General features: G+C 49.6%; 16 protein-coding genes. 5 read left to right on the top strand and 11 right to left on the bottom strand.

What is annotated here, in order from left to right; all coding sequences use genetic code 11:
- Nucleotides 1–92: 92 nt before the first annotated feature.
- Complete coding sequence (locus ASG24_RS00970; RefSeq protein WP_055866805.1) at nt 93–1,073, top strand: S49 family peptidase; 981 nt, start codon at nt 93–95, stop codon at nt 1,071–1,073.
- A 78-nt stretch (nt 1,074–1,151) separates the two neighbouring features.
- Here the strand turns inward: ASG24_RS00970 and der are convergent, their stop codons facing one another.
- From der to ndk, 11 genes are all read right to left on the bottom strand, one after another.
- A complete protein-coding gene (gene der, locus ASG24_RS00965) occupies nt 1,152–2,585 on the bottom strand; it encodes a ribosome biogenesis GTPase Der (RefSeq protein ID WP_055825400.1) in 1,434 nt (477 codons plus the stop codon).
- The gene (gene bamB / locus ASG24_RS00960) at nt 2,585–3,772 is read right to left on the bottom strand and encodes an outer membrane protein assembly factor BamB (protein ID WP_235562269.1); all 1,188 of its coding nucleotides are present in this window, start codon (nt 3,770–3,772) and stop codon (nt 2,585–2,587) included. The genes der and bamB overlap by 1 nt, the downstream gene beginning before the upstream one ends.
- Before the next feature lie 34 nt (nt 3,773–3,806).
- Nucleotides 3,807–4,445 (bottom strand): tetratricopeptide repeat protein, encoded by a 639-nt coding sequence (locus ASG24_RS00955; RefSeq protein WP_055866800.1) that lies wholly within the window; start codon nt 4,443–4,445, stop codon nt 3,807–3,809.
- A gap of 33 nt (nt 4,446–4,478) precedes the next feature.
- Nucleotides 4,479–5,288, bottom strand: a complete 810-nt coding sequence (locus ASG24_RS00950; protein WP_082487945.1) for an ATP-binding cassette domain-containing protein — start codon at nt 5,286–5,288, stop codon at nt 4,479–4,481.
- Between the two features lie 10 nt (nt 5,289–5,298).
- A complete protein-coding gene (locus tag ASG24_RS00945) occupies nt 5,299–6,123 on the bottom strand; it encodes an ABC transporter ATP-binding protein (RefSeq protein ID WP_055866796.1) in 825 nt (274 codons plus the stop codon).
- A gap of 106 nt (nt 6,124–6,229) precedes the next feature.
- Nucleotides 6,230–7,489 (bottom strand): histidine--tRNA ligase, encoded by a 1,260-nt coding sequence (hisS, locus tag ASG24_RS00940; RefSeq protein WP_055866794.1) that lies wholly within the window; start codon nt 7,487–7,489, stop codon nt 6,230–6,232.
- A gap of 21 nt (nt 7,490–7,510) precedes the next feature.
- Nucleotides 7,511–8,797 (bottom strand): flavodoxin-dependent (E)-4-hydroxy-3-methylbut-2-enyl-diphosphate synthase, encoded by a 1,287-nt coding sequence (gene ispG, locus ASG24_RS00935; protein ID WP_082487944.1) that lies wholly within the window; start codon nt 8,795–8,797, stop codon nt 7,511–7,513.
- 2 nt (nt 8,798–8,799) lie between these two features.
- Nucleotides 8,800–10,011 carry a RodZ domain-containing protein gene (locus tag ASG24_RS00930; RefSeq protein WP_055866792.1) on the bottom strand — a complete coding sequence of 404 codons (1,212 nt, stop codon included), beginning with the start codon at nt 10,009–10,011 and terminating at the stop codon, nt 8,800–8,802.
- Nucleotides 10,012–10,809 carry a type IV pilus biogenesis/stability protein PilW gene (gene pilW, locus ASG24_RS00925; RefSeq protein ID WP_055866788.1) on the bottom strand — a complete coding sequence of 266 codons (798 nt, stop codon included), beginning with the start codon at nt 10,807–10,809 and terminating at the stop codon, nt 10,012–10,014. It lies immediately after the preceding gene.
- 3 nt (nt 10,810–10,812) lie between these two features.
- Entirely contained in the window at nt 10,813–11,961 is a 1,149-nt protein-coding gene (gene rlmN, locus ASG24_RS00920; RefSeq protein ID WP_055866784.1) for a 23S rRNA (adenine(2503)-C(2))-methyltransferase RlmN, read from the bottom strand.
- Nucleotides 11,962–12,128: 167 nt separating this feature from the next.
- A complete protein-coding gene (gene ndk, locus ASG24_RS00915; protein WP_055825381.1) occupies nt 12,129–12,533 on the bottom strand; it encodes a nucleoside-diphosphate kinase in 405 nt (134 codons plus the stop codon).
- 258 nt (nt 12,534–12,791) lie between these two features.
- On the opposite strand from ndk, the gene ASG24_RS00910 reads away from it, so the two are divergent.
- Genes ASG24_RS00910 through ASG24_RS00895 form a run of 4 tightly spaced genes read left to right on the top strand, consistent with a single transcriptional unit; the run spans nt 12,792 to nt 17,261 of the window.
- A complete protein-coding gene (locus tag ASG24_RS00910; RefSeq protein WP_055866781.1) occupies nt 12,792–14,009 on the top strand; it encodes a hypothetical protein in 1,218 nt (405 codons plus the stop codon).
- Entirely contained in the window at nt 14,006–15,673 is a 1,668-nt protein-coding gene (locus tag ASG24_RS00905) for a formylmethanofuran dehydrogenase subunit A (protein ID WP_055866776.1), read from the top strand. Before ASG24_RS00910 ends, ASG24_RS00905 begins: the two co-directional genes overlap by 4 nt.
- On the top strand, nt 15,673–16,596 hold the full coding sequence (gene fhcD, locus ASG24_RS00900) for a formylmethanofuran--tetrahydromethanopterin N-formyltransferase (RefSeq protein ID WP_055866772.1): 924 nt from the start codon (nt 15,673–15,675) through the stop codon (nt 16,594–16,596). Before ASG24_RS00905 ends, fhcD begins: the two co-directional genes overlap by 1 nt.
- On the top strand, nt 16,593–17,261 hold the full coding sequence (locus ASG24_RS00895) for a formylmethanofuran dehydrogenase subunit C (RefSeq protein WP_055866770.1): 669 nt from the start codon (nt 16,593–16,595) through the stop codon (nt 17,259–17,261). The genes fhcD and ASG24_RS00895 overlap by 4 nt, the downstream gene beginning before the upstream one ends.
- Nucleotides 17,262–17,321 lie beyond the last annotated feature (60 nt).

The raw sequence follows: 17,321 nt of genomic DNA, 5'->3' as shown, positions 1-17,321 counted from the left end.
TTTAGCGCAGAATGACTAATTAGTGGCAAACTGATTAAAATTGTTGAAGTAACCAAAACTAGTGTGACTAAAATTTATTAATGAAAGTTGATATGCAAGAAGAAAACCAGCAGTCGCCAGAACTGAATAATAACCAGCCTTCACAAGGGGCCGCGATTTCCAGTCTGGAAAAAATAGCATTAGCCGGCTTGCAAGAGCAAAAAGTATCAAGACGCTGGTCTGTGTTATTCAAGTCGTTAACTTTTATCTACCTTTTTTTCTTGCTACTGATGTTATTGGGCTGGGTAGGGGCAAACAAAAACTCTTCACTGGCACATACTGCACTGATAGACATCAATGGTGTGATTGAGGCTGGTGGCCAGGTGAATGCTGATGCTGTCATCAGCAGCCTGAAAGACGCCTATGACCATAAAGGTACCAAAGGCATTATTCTGCGTATCAACAGCCCAGGCGGCAGCCCGGTACAAGCTGGCATTATTAATGATGAAATTCATCGTCAGCGTAAATTGCACCCTGAAGTGCCCGTATACGCGGTCGTTGAAGATATCTGCGCTTCGGGCGGATACTACATAGCCGTGGCAGCTGATAAAATCTTTGTCGATAAAGCCAGTATCGTTGGTTCTATCGGTGTACTGATGGATGGCTATGGGTTCACCGAGTTAATGAAAAAAGTTGGCGTAGAACGTCGGTTGATGACTGCTGGTGAAAACAAAGGCATGCTGGATCCGTTCTCACCCGTGAATCCAAAACAACAAGCATTTGCACAAAGCATGCTGGACCAGATTCACCAACAATTTATTAAAGTGGTGCGCGAAGGCCGTGGTAACCGTCTGAAAGAAAATGAACAGACGTTCAGTGGCTTGTTCTGGAATGGTGAAGAAAGCATCAAACTTGGCTTGGCCGATGCTGAAGGCAGCGCGGATTATGTAGCACGTGAAATCATCAAACAATCTGATATTGTAGATTTCACTTACCAGGAAACAGTGGTTGACCGTTTTGCCAAAAAACTGGGCGCCAGCATGGGGCAAGAGTTAGGTGCAACAGCAAAATCATGGTTGCCAACATTACGTTAATCACACGTTAGAATCATAGAAATACAGCAATAAAAAAGGGACAGCAATGTCCCTTTTTTATTTGAATGCAAGTGAGCATTATTTTTTGGTTTTATTTTTTTCGTTGCGTTGCTTGAGTTTTGCTCTGAGTTCGTTCTTGCGGCGACGCATGGTGACCAGGCCTTCGCCTTGTTTGCGCTCGTCTTCTTTATCAAACGGGTTATCACCTTTGTGATATTGCACTCTTAATGGCGTACCGACCAATTGGAAAGCTTTGCGGAAAATGCCTTCGAGATAACGGGTATAGCTATCTTTGATGCCATCAATATGATTGCCGTGCACAACCACAATCGGCGGATTACTACCCCCTTGGTGTGCATAGCGCAATTTCGGGCGGATTCCACGTGTAATTGGAGGTTGATGCTGCGTGGTCGCTTCGCCCAATACGCGCGTTAATTGCGGCGTTGCCAGCTTGGCCATTGCCGCTTTAAAGGCGACATCAACAGAACCCAGTAATTCATTCAGGCCCTTTTTACGCAGGGCAGAAATATAGTGGAATTTGGCAAAGTCCAGGAATTGCAATTTACGGTCAATTTCGCGTTTGATCCACTCACGTTCATCGTCTTGCAAACCGTCCCATTTGTTAATGGCGACCACTAATGCACGGCCAGAATCCAGGATATACGCAGCCACGTGCGCATCTTGTTCGGTGATACCTTCTTTGGCATCGACTACCAGAATGGCGACGTTGGCGTCTTCAATCGCCTGCATGGTTTTAACGACAGAAAATTTCTCGACCGCTTCAAACACTTTGCCGCGTTTGCGCACACCCGCGGTATCAATAATGATGTAATTTTTGCCGTCTTTTTCCAGTTCAATTTCAATTGAGTCGCGTGTAGTACCAGGCTCATCAAATGCAATGACCCGGTCTTCACCAAGCAGGGCATTCACCAGGGTAGATTTACCCACGTTTGGACGACCAACAATCGCAATTCTTGGCGTATCTGGGTTGACGGGGGCGGACTCTTCTTCCAGCTTATCAGCAATGGTTTCAAGTGCGATTTCAATCAGGTCACGCACGCCTTCGCCATGCGCAGACGAAATCGACAGTGGCTCGCCGATGCCCAGCTCGTGAAAGTCTGCGCTGACAACGGCTTTGCGCATGCCTTCGGTTTTGTTGACGGCTAGTAATACAGGGCGCTGGGCTCTACGCAAAGTCTGCGCAATTGTGAATTCCTGTGGCGTAAGGCCAGCACGGGCATCCACCAGGAAAATAATCACATCCGCTTCATCAATAGCTAGTAAAGTCTGCTTCGCCATTTCTTTCAAGATACCGCTATCAGCAGTCGGCTCAAAGCCACCGGTATCAATCACCAGATACGGCTGGCTTGCGCCCATGCCGCGGCCGTAGTGACGGTCACGTGTCAGCCCAGGCAGGTCAGCGACTAGCGCATCTCTTGACCGGGTCAGGCGGTTAAATAAAGTGGATTTGCCGACGTTTGGTCGGCCAACTAGAACAATGGTAGGTAACATTACTTGTATGTGACGGCATAAATGTGCCCATCACGTGATTGCGCCAGAAACTGGTTATTCGTTCCCGCAACCAGTGACATGATTGGTTTGGAGCCAAGCTGAATGCGGCCTACAAAGCTGCCATCATCCTGACTTAATAAATGTATATAGCCTTCGAGATCGCCCACTGCAACCACATTACTTAACGGTAATGGTACGGTCAGGTGGCGGTAGCCAAGGTTACCCTGGCGCCAGAAAGTTTTACCATTGCTGTTATCCAAAGAGTAAACAGAACCAATGGTGTGGCTTAAATAAATTTTGCTGTTATCAACCGTCAGGCCAACATAGCTGGAAATATCACGGCTCCAGGCAATCTGCCCACGCTGGCGATCAACGCCAGCTACCTTGCCTTGGTAAGCAACTACATAAACGAAAGCGCCATCCACAAACGGCAGGCTGGTGATATCCGCGATACGCTCGATTTCAGTCACGCCTTTAGGCTGGGCGACGGTGGCTTCCCATAGGAGTTTGCCATTGTCGGCGCGAATAGCAACCAGTTTGCCACCTGGGAAGCCTGCGTAGATAGCACCGCCATCCACGACAATCCCGGCCTGGTTTTTAAGTGACAGTGATGGGGTAGCACGTTCGTATACCCATTTTCGGCGTCCATCCGCAGCATCTATGCCGTAAATATGATGATCACTGGTACGGACAATGACGGTACCGTCATAGTAACGCGGTTGTCCCTGAATCTCGCTGCTGAGAATGGCACTCCACAGTTTTTTGCCATTCATGTTCAGCGCAAATAAATGACCCTTATTAGTGCCAGCCAGTACCAGCCCGCCACCAATGCCAGCACTGCTGCTAATGGCTTCATCCAGCTCGGTGCGCCATAAGATTTTGCCATTGTCAGCAGAGAGTTGCATCACGCTGCCCTCGGCATTGACGGCGTAAATCATGTTATCAGCCAGCACCGGCGCGTAAGTATAACGACCCGCTTCGCCCACATCTGTTGACCATGCTACGCGTGTTTCGTATGAACTCTTGATATCTTCAAGTTCAACTGGCGGATTAGCAGGCTCAGCCCCGAAAATACTTTCACTCAAATTGGTTTTCACATCATTGAACGCTGTACACGCGGTTAGGCTGCTGCCAAGCAATAACAAGGCAGCCAGCGTGAAAGCATTAAGCGAGGTTGGTTTTTTCATACGCAGGGCAGGGAGACTGGGCAAGCGCTGCATGTTAACCCAATGCGTCCAGTTTTTGCTGAGTCAGGTAAAACAGTTTGCCTTCAGGATCCAGACCTTTAAGCGCCTGCAGATAGGCTTCTTTCGCTTCTTTATCCTGTTTCTTTGCAATGTAGATATCACCCAGCATGGTGTTTTTCAGTCCATCAAACCCTTTGTCGTTGATAGCTTCAAGAGTTTTCTTGGCATCATCCAGTGCATTACGTTCGATTTGCAGACCTGCAATTTCAATCGCAGCCATTTGTTTGATAGCAGGTTCTTTCGCTTCAGCCATCGCCCAGTGCAATTGTTTTTCGGCGGCTTCATTTTGTTTCGCCTGATGCAAGGCGCGCGCTGCAAACAAAGCCGCTCTGCCTGCATAAGGTGTCATGCTGAAATCATTTTGTAATGCTTGTGCATCTTTAGAGATTTGCTCGGCTTTTTTGCTATCTACGTCGAGCAATGAAGTGCTGACCAGTGTTTGATAGGCAGTAGAGGCCGCTGTGGCTTTACTGTTCATCCAGGATTGGTAACCTTGCCAGCCGGCATAGGCAACGATAGCAACTATTACCAGGCGGATTGCCATCTTGCCGTTTTTGTTCCACCAAACTCTGAATTCGTCGAGTTGTTCCTGTTCTTCCAAATCGTACGCCATGATATTTTCCTGCTTATTTTTTAGTATGAGTGATTATGCGGTTGCTGCACGCAAGCCCTGACCGGGAATTGCGCTAAGTAATTGTTGTGTATAAATTTGCTGGGGTGCATTATAAATGTTTTCTACGCTTCCTTGCTCAATTACTTTGCCTTTTTGCATGACCAGCACTTCATCTGCAATATGTCTGACCACCCTTAAATCGTGGGTAATAAACAGGTAACTCAGCCCCATTTCCTGTTGTAATTGTTTTAACAACAACAGGATTTGTGCCTGCACAGAGACATCAAGTGCAGAAACCGGCTCATCACATACCACGAGCTTGGGTTGCAAAATCAAGGCACGTGCGATGCCTATGCGTTGCCGCTGACCACCGGAGAACTGATGTGGATACTTTTGCGCATCTTCAGCTTTCAATCCTACTTTTTCCAGCATGTTGATGACTTCGTCTCGCTGCTGGCTGGCATTGCCGATACGGTGGATGACCAGGCCTTCACCGATAATGTCGCCTATCCGTATTCTGGGGTTGAGCGAGGCAAATGGATCCTGGAAGATCATTTGAATATCGCGACGGGCAACCCGTAAAGCAGATTTGTCCAGTGCCAGGAAATCTACCCCGTCAAATACCACTTGGCCGCTATCCAGCGGTAACAAGCGTAATATACCGCGGGCCAAGGTGGATTTTCCACTACCGGATTCACCGACAATCGCGAGTGTGGTACCGCGTTTCAATTGCAGGCTGACATCATCCAGTGCGCGAATGCTATGATTGCCTAACCCGAGTGCGCCAGTACGCTGGGTGTAAGTTTTTACCAGGTGATGTGCTTGCAGAATGAAATCAGACATATGCACTCCGTCAGGCAGGGGTTAACCAATCATAGGTCATAGGCTGTAGTGTTTTTTTACCTTCAGCGTCTGGTACGCAAGCTAACAAGGCTTTGGTATACGGGTGTTGCGGGTTATGCAGTACCTGCTCTACGCTGCCCACTTCCACAATTTCACCCCTGAACATGACAACGACTTCATCAGCAATATCCGCCACTACGCCAAAATCATGCGTGATAAACAGCATGGCCATTTGCAAACGGTCTTTGAGTGCTTTCAACAAAGCCAATACCTGTGCCTGAACCGTTACATCCAGTGCGGTGGTAGGCTCGTCTGCGATCAGTAAAGCCGGTTCACAAGCAATGCTCATGGCAATCATCACCCGTTGACGCTGGCCGCCAGAAAGCTCATCTGGATAGCTATTGGCACGGGTCGGGTCAATACCTACTTGCTGCAATAAATCGGCGACTTTCTGTTTGAGTGCAACGCCTTTAAGCCCTAAATGGGTTTGTAATGGTTCACCGATTTGAAAGCCTACGGTCAACACAGGATTTAATGAGGTCATGGGTTCTTGAAAAATCATGCCTATTTGTCGGCCACGTATGCTTTGCATGGCTTTTTCGCCCAGGCCTGTGATGTCTTGCCCCTGGAATAACACCTGGCCCTGCATATGTAATTGTGGAGACAGTAACTTCATCACGCTCAGTGCAGTGAGGCTTTTTCCGCTACCGGATTCGCCGACAATACAGGTGGTTTTTCCGCGCGCTAATGACAGGGATACGTGATGCACCAGTTTTCGTTCCGGCGCATGGGCAGGATAGATACTTAACTGATCAATACGTAAGATTTCGTTCATGAAGCTATAAAAATACGCAATCGACTTTTCTGGATGCAGGCAACAACTTCGTTGAAAAGGATGTAAAAGAGTATGTAAATCTAGACATCCGTTTTCCTTGTGTTTCTCAAGCCGGTTGTACGATCAGCGGCACTTGCTCAATACTGACGCGGGTTTGTTCGCCCTGACCCAGCATAGGTTTCAAGCTGATTTCATCGGCAGCAGCTTCATCATCGCCGAAAATGGCAGCGAAGCGGGCACCGCTACGGTCTGCTTTTTTCATCTGTGATTTAAAGCTACCCCCGCCAGCATGCAGGACCACACTCAGCCCCATATTACGCAGGGTTTCCGCCACGGTAAAGGCTTTTTGTTCTGCCAGCTCACCCACGTTAACCAGGTAAATATCTGGCTGGTTCTGAGCGTTGATGCCGTATTCCTGCATTAGCAGAAATACACGCTCCAGGCCAATGCCAAAGCCACAGGCAGGGGTAGGGTTGCCACCAATACGCTCTACCAGGGTATCGTAGCGCCCGCCACCAGCGATGGTGCCTTGTGCACCCAGTTTTGTTGTCACCCATTCAAAAACGGTGCGGTTGTAGTAATCCAGGCCGCGTACCAAGCGATGATTAATGGTGTAAGCAATGCCGGACTGAGTAAGCAGGGCGCACAACTGTGCAAAATGTTGTTTAGACGTTTCACCCAGACCATCCATGAGTTTAGGCGCCGCCTCACACATGGCTTGCATACGTGGATTTTTGCTATCCAGTATGCGTAAGGGGTTATTGTGCAAACGCCGTTTTGCATCTTCATCCAACAGCTCTGCATGTTGCTCAAAATAGCTGATCAGTGTTTCACGGTATTGCGCTCGCTCATCGGCATCACCAATGCTGTTAATCTGTAATTCTACGTCCTGAATACCTAGCGCCTGCCACAAACGAGCCAATAGCACGATTTGCTCGGCATCTACATCCGGGCCCTCAAAACCAAATGCTTCAACACCGATCTGGTGAAACTGGCGCTGGCGGCCTTTCTGCACGTTTTCATGGCGGAACATTGGGCCCATATACCACAGGCGTTGCGGGCCGTTGTAAGTCAGGTTGTGCTCGACCACGGCGCGGACACAGCCTGCAGTGCCTTCCGGGCGCAGGGTGAGTTTGTCGCCGTTGAGCGCATCTTCCCAGGCATACATTTCTTTTTCGACAATGTCGGTATGTTCACCCACACTGCGTACAAATAATTCCGTAGGTTCAACCACCGGCATGCGAATATTGTTGTAGCCATACTGGCTCAGGATTTTGCGTGCGGTATCTTCCAGTTTGAACCAGAGCGGGGTGGCTTCCGGCAAAATGTCATAGAAGCCTTTGATGGATTGGAATTTTTGGGTCATTGCTAACGCTTGTTGCTTGAATTATTGGGAGATGGCGACGATAGGAATCACGCTGGGTTTGCTTGCACGCAATTTTCCGCCTTCCGCATAATGTGCGCGTACATAATCATCAACGATCAATTGGAATTCCTCGGCTATATGATCCCCTTTGAGGGTCACCGTTTTTTCCCCATCAACAAACACCGGCGCGACCGGTGTTTCGCCAGTGCCGGGCAAGCTAATACCGATGTTGGCCAGTTTGGACTCCCCAGGACCATTCACCACGCAGCCCATCACGGCTACATTCAATGATTCTACGCCCGGGTATTGGCTGCGCCAGACCGGCATCTGGTTACGTAACCATGTCTGGATCTGCAAAGCCAGTTCCTGGAAATAAGTGCTGGTGGTACGTCCACAACCAGGGCAGGCAGTGACTAATGGGGTGAACGAACGAATGCCCATGGTTTGCAGGATTTCCTGCGCGACAACGACCTCTTTAGTGCGTGATTCGTTAGGTTCCGGTGTCAGGGATACGCGTATGGTATCGCCTATGCCTGATTGCAATAAAATCGCAAGCGCAGCGGTTGAGGCGACAATCCCTTTTGAGCCCATGCCTGCTTCGGTGAGCCCCAAATGTAAGGGATAATCGCAACGCTGGCCAAGGTCGGTATATACCTGCACCAGGTCCTGTACGTTGCTGACTTTGCACGAAATGATAATCTGGTCGGGGCTCAGGCCCAGATCGATGGCCTGTTGCGCGCTTTCCAGCGCTGATTGAATGAGTGCTTCACGCATCAAAGCATCGGCAGATAACGGCTCGGCCAATTTGCCATTGTCATCCATCATTTGCGCCATCTTGGCTTGGTCCAGGCTACCCCAGTTCACACCAATACGTACAGCCTTTTTGTAATGGATGGCTGCCTCAATCATGGCGGCAAACTGTTCATCACGTTTGCTGCCTTTACCGACATTACCAGGGTTAATGCGGTATTTAGCCAAGGCTTCTGCGCAATCGGGGTAAGCTTGCAGCAGCTTGTGGCCATTGAAATGGAAATCACCTACCAACGGCACATTGCAACCCAACGCATCCAGGCCTTTGCGTATGGTAGCGACCTGTGCGGCGGCTTCGGCGGTGTTGACGGTGATACGCACCACCTCAGAACCGGCCTGCCATAACTCGTACACCTGGCGTATGGTGCCTTCAGCATCTGCCGTGTCGGTATTGGTCATACTTTGTACGACCACCGGTGAGGATGTCGTGCCATAGAGGCCACCACCGACTGCGACGTGGCCTATCATTACCTGGCGGGTATTTCGACGTGGTAGCATGTTTATTTCAGTTGAATACGCGCAACACGGCCACGTGTCGCCTGCGTCAAATCATAAGGTTGATTATCAATCGTCAGTTGCGTCCCCTGGGCGTGGCCGACAATGACGTTAACTGGTTTTTCAGCCGTCACATTGTGCTCGCTACCTGCTGTCAGCACTTCACTCAAGACTTTTTTACCTTGCATATCTTCGATGCGTACCCAGGAATCTTCAGTGACTTTAAATACCAGGACGGCTTTTTGCGGATCAGCAGATTTAAGCGTCGTGCTCTCTATAACATTGTTGGCAGCAGGGGTAGGGGTGCTGACAATCGTGCTATCAGAGGTTGATGAAGGTGTGCTTGCCGGTTCCGCAGCGATTGCTGGTGCAACTTCAGCCGGATTACCAGCCGCACTTTCTGCCGCTGGTAATGTTGAGGGTGCAACGGCAGTTTCAGGCGCCGTTGTTGCATCAGTCGCTGTGCTAGGTTGAACAGCGGGGTCAGTCATGGGTGCCGGAACATTAATTTCTTGGCCGGTGGTTTCACTGATTTCATCTACATCCAGCGCCAGCGAGGCATTCTTGAGCGCTTGCGGTTTGATATGGTTCACGTAAAAGTAAGCCAGAATCGCAGCCAGGATCAGAAAAATAAAAAACGTTAATATACGTTGCGGGCGAATAGCGCGCGCAGGCTTGTCAATAATAGACGGGCTGGCGTTAGACCTGACGCTCAGTGGCAAAGGTGCAGTGCTAGGGACCATGCGCTGATAGGCTTCCAGCACTGGCGCGACATCAATGTTCAACAACTTGGCGTAGTTGCGGATAAATCCGCGCACGATGCTGGGTTGCGGCAGTTTGTCAAAATCATCCTGTTCAATCGCCTGGATCTGCTTTGGACCGAGGCGCAGATGGCTGCATACTTCATGGATGCTGAGGCCTTGTGATTCACGAGCGGCTTTTAAAATATTCCCGCAGCCTGAGCCTGGAGTTAAAACCACAGGGGACTCTTCAGTGATGGGTGATTCGTTATCTGGTGAAGAAGGTTGCATGCTGTCATTATCGCCTGTAATTGCCGGTGAAAGCGTATCAAAAGTGTGGGTTTCAGCGCCGTTGCCTGAGCTTAGATCAGGCGTAGCCCCGGTCTCAACTTTGCGCTTGCGCCCACGTTTGGGTTTCTCTGCCTGCTCTGCCTGTAGAGCGCTGACGTGATTTCTGTCTTCTGACGTCACTTGCATTTACTCCATTTTCAACAATTGTTTGGTTTCGTTGGAATTTGGAAACAATTTATGCAGTTGCACACTGTAATGATGCGCTTCATCCGGCATTTGTAAAGCACGGTAGATGCGGACGGCTAACAACAATGATTCAGGCGTAGGGGCAACGCTGACACTATTCTGCAAAGTATTCATCGCGGCAGTGGCGTCGCCTCGGCCAAATTGCAAGTTGGCTAATTGGTAAGCGCTGGCATGCGCCAAGGGATCAACTTGCAGTGCTTTGCTGAAATACGCCTCGGCTTGCGGTTTCTGTTTGCTGCGCAGGGCGCAGACTGCTGCATTGTAGTAAGCCACCTGCGGAGTTTTATACAGGGGATTTTTAACCGCCAGCATGAATTCTTTTTGTGAATCCTCGTAACGGCCCTGGTCACATAAAAAGCGACCATAGTTGTTATGAGATTCTGAGTTTACAGGCTGCAATTGAATCGCACGCTGAAACGCCGCTTCAGCACGGGGTTTATCGCCTAAGGCTGCATATATCAGCCCTTGGCCGTTATAAGCCAGCGCATAGCTGGCACTACGTTCAATCGCTGTATTGAATTCTTCCAGTGCCACATCGTAGCGTTTGAGGCGGAAATATTCTGCCCCCAGTTCGGTATGAACACGGGCTGATTCCACATCGCCAGTTTCACGGCCGATGGGCTGCTGATCATAAGGCGCAGTATTGGCTCCGGTGGAAGGATTTTGTGCGCAACCGGCCAGCCACACGCATGCAGCCAGCAATATCAGTAAGTGTTGCGCAAAAAAATTCTTTTTCATGACTTATTGGCCAGATTGCAAAGCATCAGGCTGGATAGCACCAGATTGTATGGCGATGATTCTTTCTGTCCGGCGGGTTTTGTCGAGCACTTTGCCGGCCAGTTGACCACAAGCAGCATCAATATCCTCCCCACGGGTTTTGCGTACAGTGACTACGTAGCCAGCCTGCATTAACATATCACGAAACGCCCGCACCTGCATTGGTTTGGAAGTTCCGTAACCGCTATTCGGGAAAGGGTTGAACGGGATCAGGTTAAACTTGCATGGCACATTGCGCACGACGTCCAGCAATTGCCTGGCATGCTCAAGTGTGTCATTCACACCATCCAGCATCACATATTCAAAAGTGACAAAGTCACGAGGCGCTTTGACCAGATAGCGTTCACATGCAGCCATCAGCTCTTTAATTGGGTATTTTTTGTTGATAGGCACGATTTCATCACGTAAGGCATCGTTAGGTGCATGCAATGATACGGCCAGCGCGACCGGACAATCTTCTTTCAATTTATCCATAGCCGGTACCATGCCGCTAGTCGACAAAGTCACGCGGCGGCGGCTTAAGCCATAAGCACTGTCATCCAGCATGATCTGCATGGCAGTCACGACATTTTCATAATTGGCGAGCGGTTCGCCCATGCCCATCATGACCACATTGGAAATAATGCGGTCACTCGCGGGCAGCATGTTATAGCCTTCAGCCTGGCGTAAAGAGTGATTGGCTACCCAAAGCTGGCCAATAATTTCAGATACTGTCAGGTTACGGTTGAAGCCCTGGCGACCTGTGCTGCAAAAGGTGCATTCAAGTGCGCAGCCAACCTGGCTGGAAATGCACAAGGTGCCACGGTCATCTTCAGGGATAAAAACGGTTTCTACACTGTTTGAAGTGCCGTCTTTCAGGTTGTTTGTACCGATGAGCCATTTGCGGGTACCGTCGTCGGAAATTTGTTCCAACTGTACATCTGGCAATCTAAATTCGGCTTCCTGGCGTAGTTTTTCACGCAGGACTTTGGCGATATCGGTCATCTGGTCGAGGTCTAGTACCCCGAAGTGATGCATCCAGCGCATGAGTTGCTTGGCGCGGAAAGGCTTCTCGCCGATACTGGTGAAGTACTCGGCGAGTTGCGGTTGGTTCAAATTCAGTAAATTAACCAAAATTCCATTTCTCGATTTCAATCATTGGCCTTCTGCATTATTCGCCTTTAAATCATCAGGCCGCTAAATCAGTGCAGGCGTGCTAAAAAATGATGACGCTTTAAAACGTGAATCCATAAGGAAATCATTTTTAGCAGGAAACGCCGTTTCCGGCGTCGATTCAATGATTATCCAAAGAAGTATTTGATTTCAATCGCCGCATTTTCCAGACTATCAGAACCATGCACTGCGTTCGCATCAATGCTTTCAGCGAAGTCAGCGCGGATAGTGCCAGGGGCAGCGTCTTTAGGGTTGGTTGCACCCATCAGTTCACGATGTTTCAGGACGGCATTTTCGCCTTCCAGAGCCTGGATCATCACAGGACCGGAAATCATGAATTTAACCAGGTCGTTGAAGAAAGGGCGCTCTTTGTGAACAGCGTAAAAGCCTTCAGCTTCAGCTTGTGTCAATTGCGTGAATTTAGCAGCCACGATTTTCAAGCCAGCGTTTTCAAAACGTGTGTAAATTTGACCAATCACGTTTTTTGCAACGGCATCTGGTTTGATAATGCTAAGTGTACGCTCTAAAGCCATGAGAACTCCAATATAGTTAATTAACAAGAAAAATCAAACAGCTATTCTACTATTTTTAACGTGATTGATAAACCTTGATTACGGATTGTTTATGTATGAGTGGATCATTGATTCCCGGTAGCTTTATTTTCAATAGCCTAAATAACGCGCATTCCCCGCTTTATTTTTTCTATCCATCTAGTTTAGATGTTTGTATGATGTGATTGTTTTCAACGATGGCGTTAGTTTTTTCAGCGTAGACGAGAGATCTTTCCACATATGGTAAATACAGAACAGACTATGCATGCTTGCCCGGCGTGTGGCTTGTTATGCGACGATATTTCGGCGGATACAATTGCCAAACAGCAGTTTTCTTGTGGCAAGGCGGCGAAATTCTACGCCCGGTCTACTTCTCTGAGTGTGCAGCCTCAGGTTAATGGACAAGCTGTTTCCTTGGCGCAAGCGGTAAAAGCCGCGGCCGAATTGCTGCAGCAGGCACAATCGCCTTTGATCGCCGGTAGCAGTACTGATGTGCATGGCGCGCGTGCATTGGTCAGCCTTGCTAACCAGAGCTTTGCGGATATGACACACTTGAATGCAGATAGTACTTTGCGCAATATGAAAGTGTTGCAGCATAGAGGCTGGCAAACGACGACATTGACTGAGGTGCGCAACCGCGCGGATGTGATTCTCATGATAGGCACCGATGTGGTCACACACAATGCGCGTTTTTTTGAGCGCGTAGTATGGGTAGACGAAGCCATGTTTACCGAACCTTCAGCCCGGCAGATTATTTACCTGGGTGGCGATAAGCTCAAAACGCAGGCGGGTGTTTCGCCGGATGGCCGCGCACCGCAAGTGATAGCCTGTGCTTCCGAGCATTTGCCAGAAGTTGTGTCTGCCTTGCGCGCACTGGTTATGAACAAACCTGTGGCTGGCGAAAGTATTGCGGGTGTGCCAGTCAGCACACTTGCTGCGCTGGCTGAAACACTAAAAGCCGCAAAATACGCTACCCTGGTCTGGGTGTCCAAAGACTTGCATTTCGAGCATGCAGAATTAACCATAGAAAATATTACCGAAACCGTGGTTGCCCTGAACCAGAAATCGCGCGCCATGGGCTTGTCACTAGGAGGCAGCGATGGTGATACCAGCGTGAATTACGCACATACCTGGCTCAATGGCGTGATTATTGATGCGCCTAACTGGCAAGACCATGATGTAGTCGTCTGGGTAAACAGTTTTAGCCCGGAAGCCATGCCCCCTCCCGAAGTTTCGCCAGTGATTGTGCTGGGCGCAGCCGATAGCAAATTTACCACACCGCCAGCGGTGTTTATCCCGGTAGCCACACCAGGCCTGGATACTGGCGGCCAGCAATTCCGCGTCGATGGCTCGGTGACTTTGCCGCTGACAGCCGCCAAACCTTCTGATGTCCCTACTTTATCTAAAGTAGTTGCTTTGATTGAACAAGCCATAGCCAATGAAGGGAAGCAGGCATGATTACGTTGCTAAAAAATGCCAGGGTAATTGATCCTGCCCATCATAAAGATGGCGTACTGGAAGATATCTATATCCGTGATGGCCGCATTATCGCTAAGCCCGCCGAGACCGAGAAAATCGACCAGGCGCATGAATTGAACGGCAAAATTGTGATGGCTGGTGCGATCGATATGCACAGCCATATTGGTGGCGGCAAAGTGAATATTGCACGCATGCTGCTCCCTGAATACCAGGATATGCGACGCATGCAGGAGCCTGAAGCGCATATCTGTGGCGCGAATTGCAGCCACCATGCGACGCCGAATACCACCGACACCGGTATGCGCTATATCGAGATGGGGTATACCGCTGCGTTTGAACCGGCCATCCTGGCGGTGAATGCGCGGCAAGCGCATATGGAAATGGGCGATACGCCCATGATAGACAAAGGCGGCTACGCCATGCTGGGTAATGATGATTACCTGTTGCGCCTGCTTAGCCAGAATGCAGATCAGAAAACCATCAATGATTATGTCGCCTGGACCTTGCATGCGACGCAAACCATAGGTATCAAGGTCGTAAACCCAGGTGGCATCTCGGCGTTCAAGTTCAACGAGCGCCGCCAGGACCTGGACCAGCAGCACAGCCATTACCACATCACGCCACGCCGTATTCTGCAGGCGTTAAGCCGCGCTGTGCATGACCTTGGCATTGCCAAACCTTTGCATGTGCACTGTAACAACCTGGGCGTGGCCGGTAATTTCCAGACCACGCTGGATACTATGGGCGCCAGCGATGGCCTGCCCATGCACCTGACGCACATCCAGTTCCACAGCTACGGTACCGAAGGGGACAAGAAGTTTTCTTCAGCCGCGGCCAATATTGCCGAGGCAATCAACAAAAACAAGCATATCACCGCCGATGTCGGCCAGATCCTGTTCGGGCAGACGGTGACCGCTTCCGGCGACAACATGATGCAGCATTTGAACGCCAAGGTAGCCAACCCAAAAAAATCGGTGATCATGGATATCGAGTGCGATGCCGGTTGTGGCGTGGTGCCGTTCAAATACCGTGACGAGAATTATGTGAATGCCTTGCAATGGGCGATTGGCCTGGAAGTGTTCCTGAGTGTGGATGATCCTTGGCGTGTCTTCCTGACGACTGACCATCCAAACGGTGCACCATTTACTACCTATCCGCATTTAATCCGCTTGCTGATGGACAAATCATTCCGTAATGATGCCTTCGATAAACTGAACCTGGATGCGCAGGCGATGAGTAACCTGAAAGCGCTGGATCGCGAATACACGCTTTACGAAATCGCCACCATGACACGTTCAGCGCCGGCCAAATTGATAGGCTTGCAAGACCGGGGGCATTTGGGCGTGGGTGCCGCCGCTGATATTACCGTTTATACCGAGCAGCCTGACAAAGAAGCCATGTTTAGCAAGCCTGACCTGGTGTTTAAGGATGGTGAACTGGTAGTGAAAGAAGGAAAAGTCATTAAAGTAGTATGGGGCGCTACCCATACTGCCAAGCCTGCATTTGACCTGGGCGTTGAAAAAGACATCAAGCAGTATTTTGATCGCTATCACACCATGCAAATGCAACACTTCAAAATCAGTAATGACCATATTGCGGAAGATGGCCGCAACCATGTCATTAACCATGTGCAGGGGGCATGATGGTTATTAACGGCGTAGAAATAGACGACACTTTTGCTGAAGCCTTCAATATGCGCGCCACGCGCGTATTGATCACTGCGCAAAATTTGCGCTGGGCTTACAACGCAGCCAATGCCATGACCGGTTTTGCTACCAGCGTGATCGGCTGTGGTGTAGAGGCTGGTATAGAACGCGAGCTGACTGAGAACGAAACGCCTGATGGCCGTCCGGGTGTCAGTGTGCTGTTGTTTGCCATGGGTAGTAAAGTGCTTATGCAGCAGCTGGAAACCCGTATGGGGCAATGTATCCTTACTTGCCCGACTGCGGCCGCCTTTGCGGGTATCGAGTCCGAAGATATGATCAGCCTTGGCAAGCATTTGCGCTTTTTTGGTGATGGTAATCAAATCTCCAAACAGATTCCCAATGCCGAAGGCAAGCTCAAGCGCTACTGGCGTATTCCGGTAATGGATGGCGAGTTTCTTACTGAGGAAACCACCGGCATGGTGCGCGCGATTGGTGGCGGTAACTTCCTGGTGTTAGGCACCAGCCAGGCGCAAGTGCTGACAGCCTGCGAAGCTGCGATTGATGCCATGCGCAAGTTTCCGAATGTGATCATGCCGTTTCCGGGTGGCGTGGTGCGTTCAGGCTCCAAAGTTGGTAGCAAATATCCCAAAATGTTTGCCAGTACCAATGATGCTTTCTGTCCGACATTAAAAGGCGCGGTAAAAAGCGAGCTTGATCCGCGTGTAGAAAGTGTGATGGAGATTGTGGTGAATGGCCTGGCATTTGAAGATATTGCCGCTTCTATGAAAGCCGGTATTGAAGCTGCTTGCGGTTTGGGCAAAGAGAATGGCATTTTGCGTATTTCTGCCGGTAACTATGGTGGAAAACTGGGCCCACATCACTTCAAGCTGCGTCCAATTTTAAGTGGGGAGGCCGTATGAGCCATATCGTCTTAACCGCCAAACCGGTCTCGCGCCAGATTGATTGCCGTGCATTGTCGCCACAAGCTTTGCAGGGTAAAACGGTCTCTGAAATTACCGCTATCAAACTGACTAAACATTCAACGGTGGGTGAAGTATTCGAGGTAAGCGTTGATAACAGTGTTGAAGCATTGAAAGTCACCTTTAAAAACACCGACTCACAGCATGCTTATATTGGTTTTGGCATGACTACTGGCCAAGTGATTGTTGAAGGGGATGCCGGCGATTTTCTGGGTGCACAACTCCAAAATGGAGTGCTCATCTGCAAGGGTAATGCTGGCGCACGTGCTGGTGATCGCATGCGCCGAGGCATGTTGCTGATTGAAGGGAATGTCGGAGACTATTGTGCTTCCGGCATGATGGCGGGTACCTTGGGTGTGCTTGGCAATACCAGTGCTTATCTAGGTTACGGCATGAAACGCGGCACGCTTTTGCTGGCAAAAACACCTGCGGCACAAGCTACCTGGATTGATTGTGGGCCGCATAAATTACCATTCCTGAATATCCTTTATAAATCATTCAAATTGCTGGATAGCCGGTTTGTCGAGATTAGCAGTTTGCGTGTACACCGCTGGATGGGTGATATGGGCGGTTTGGGCAAAGCAGAAATTTTAGTGATTCAATAAATTTTTGATCTGGATCAATTATTATGAAACGGGCGCTAAGCCCGTTTTCTTTTTTGCACA

The sequence above is a fragment of the Methylophilus sp. Leaf414 genome (assembly GCF_001425425.1).
Lineage (GTDB): Bacteria > Pseudomonadota > Gammaproteobacteria > Burkholderiales > Methylophilaceae > Methylophilus.
The sequence above is the reverse complement of the archived record's forward strand: the minus strand, read 5'-3'. Positions and strand labels throughout refer to the sequence as shown.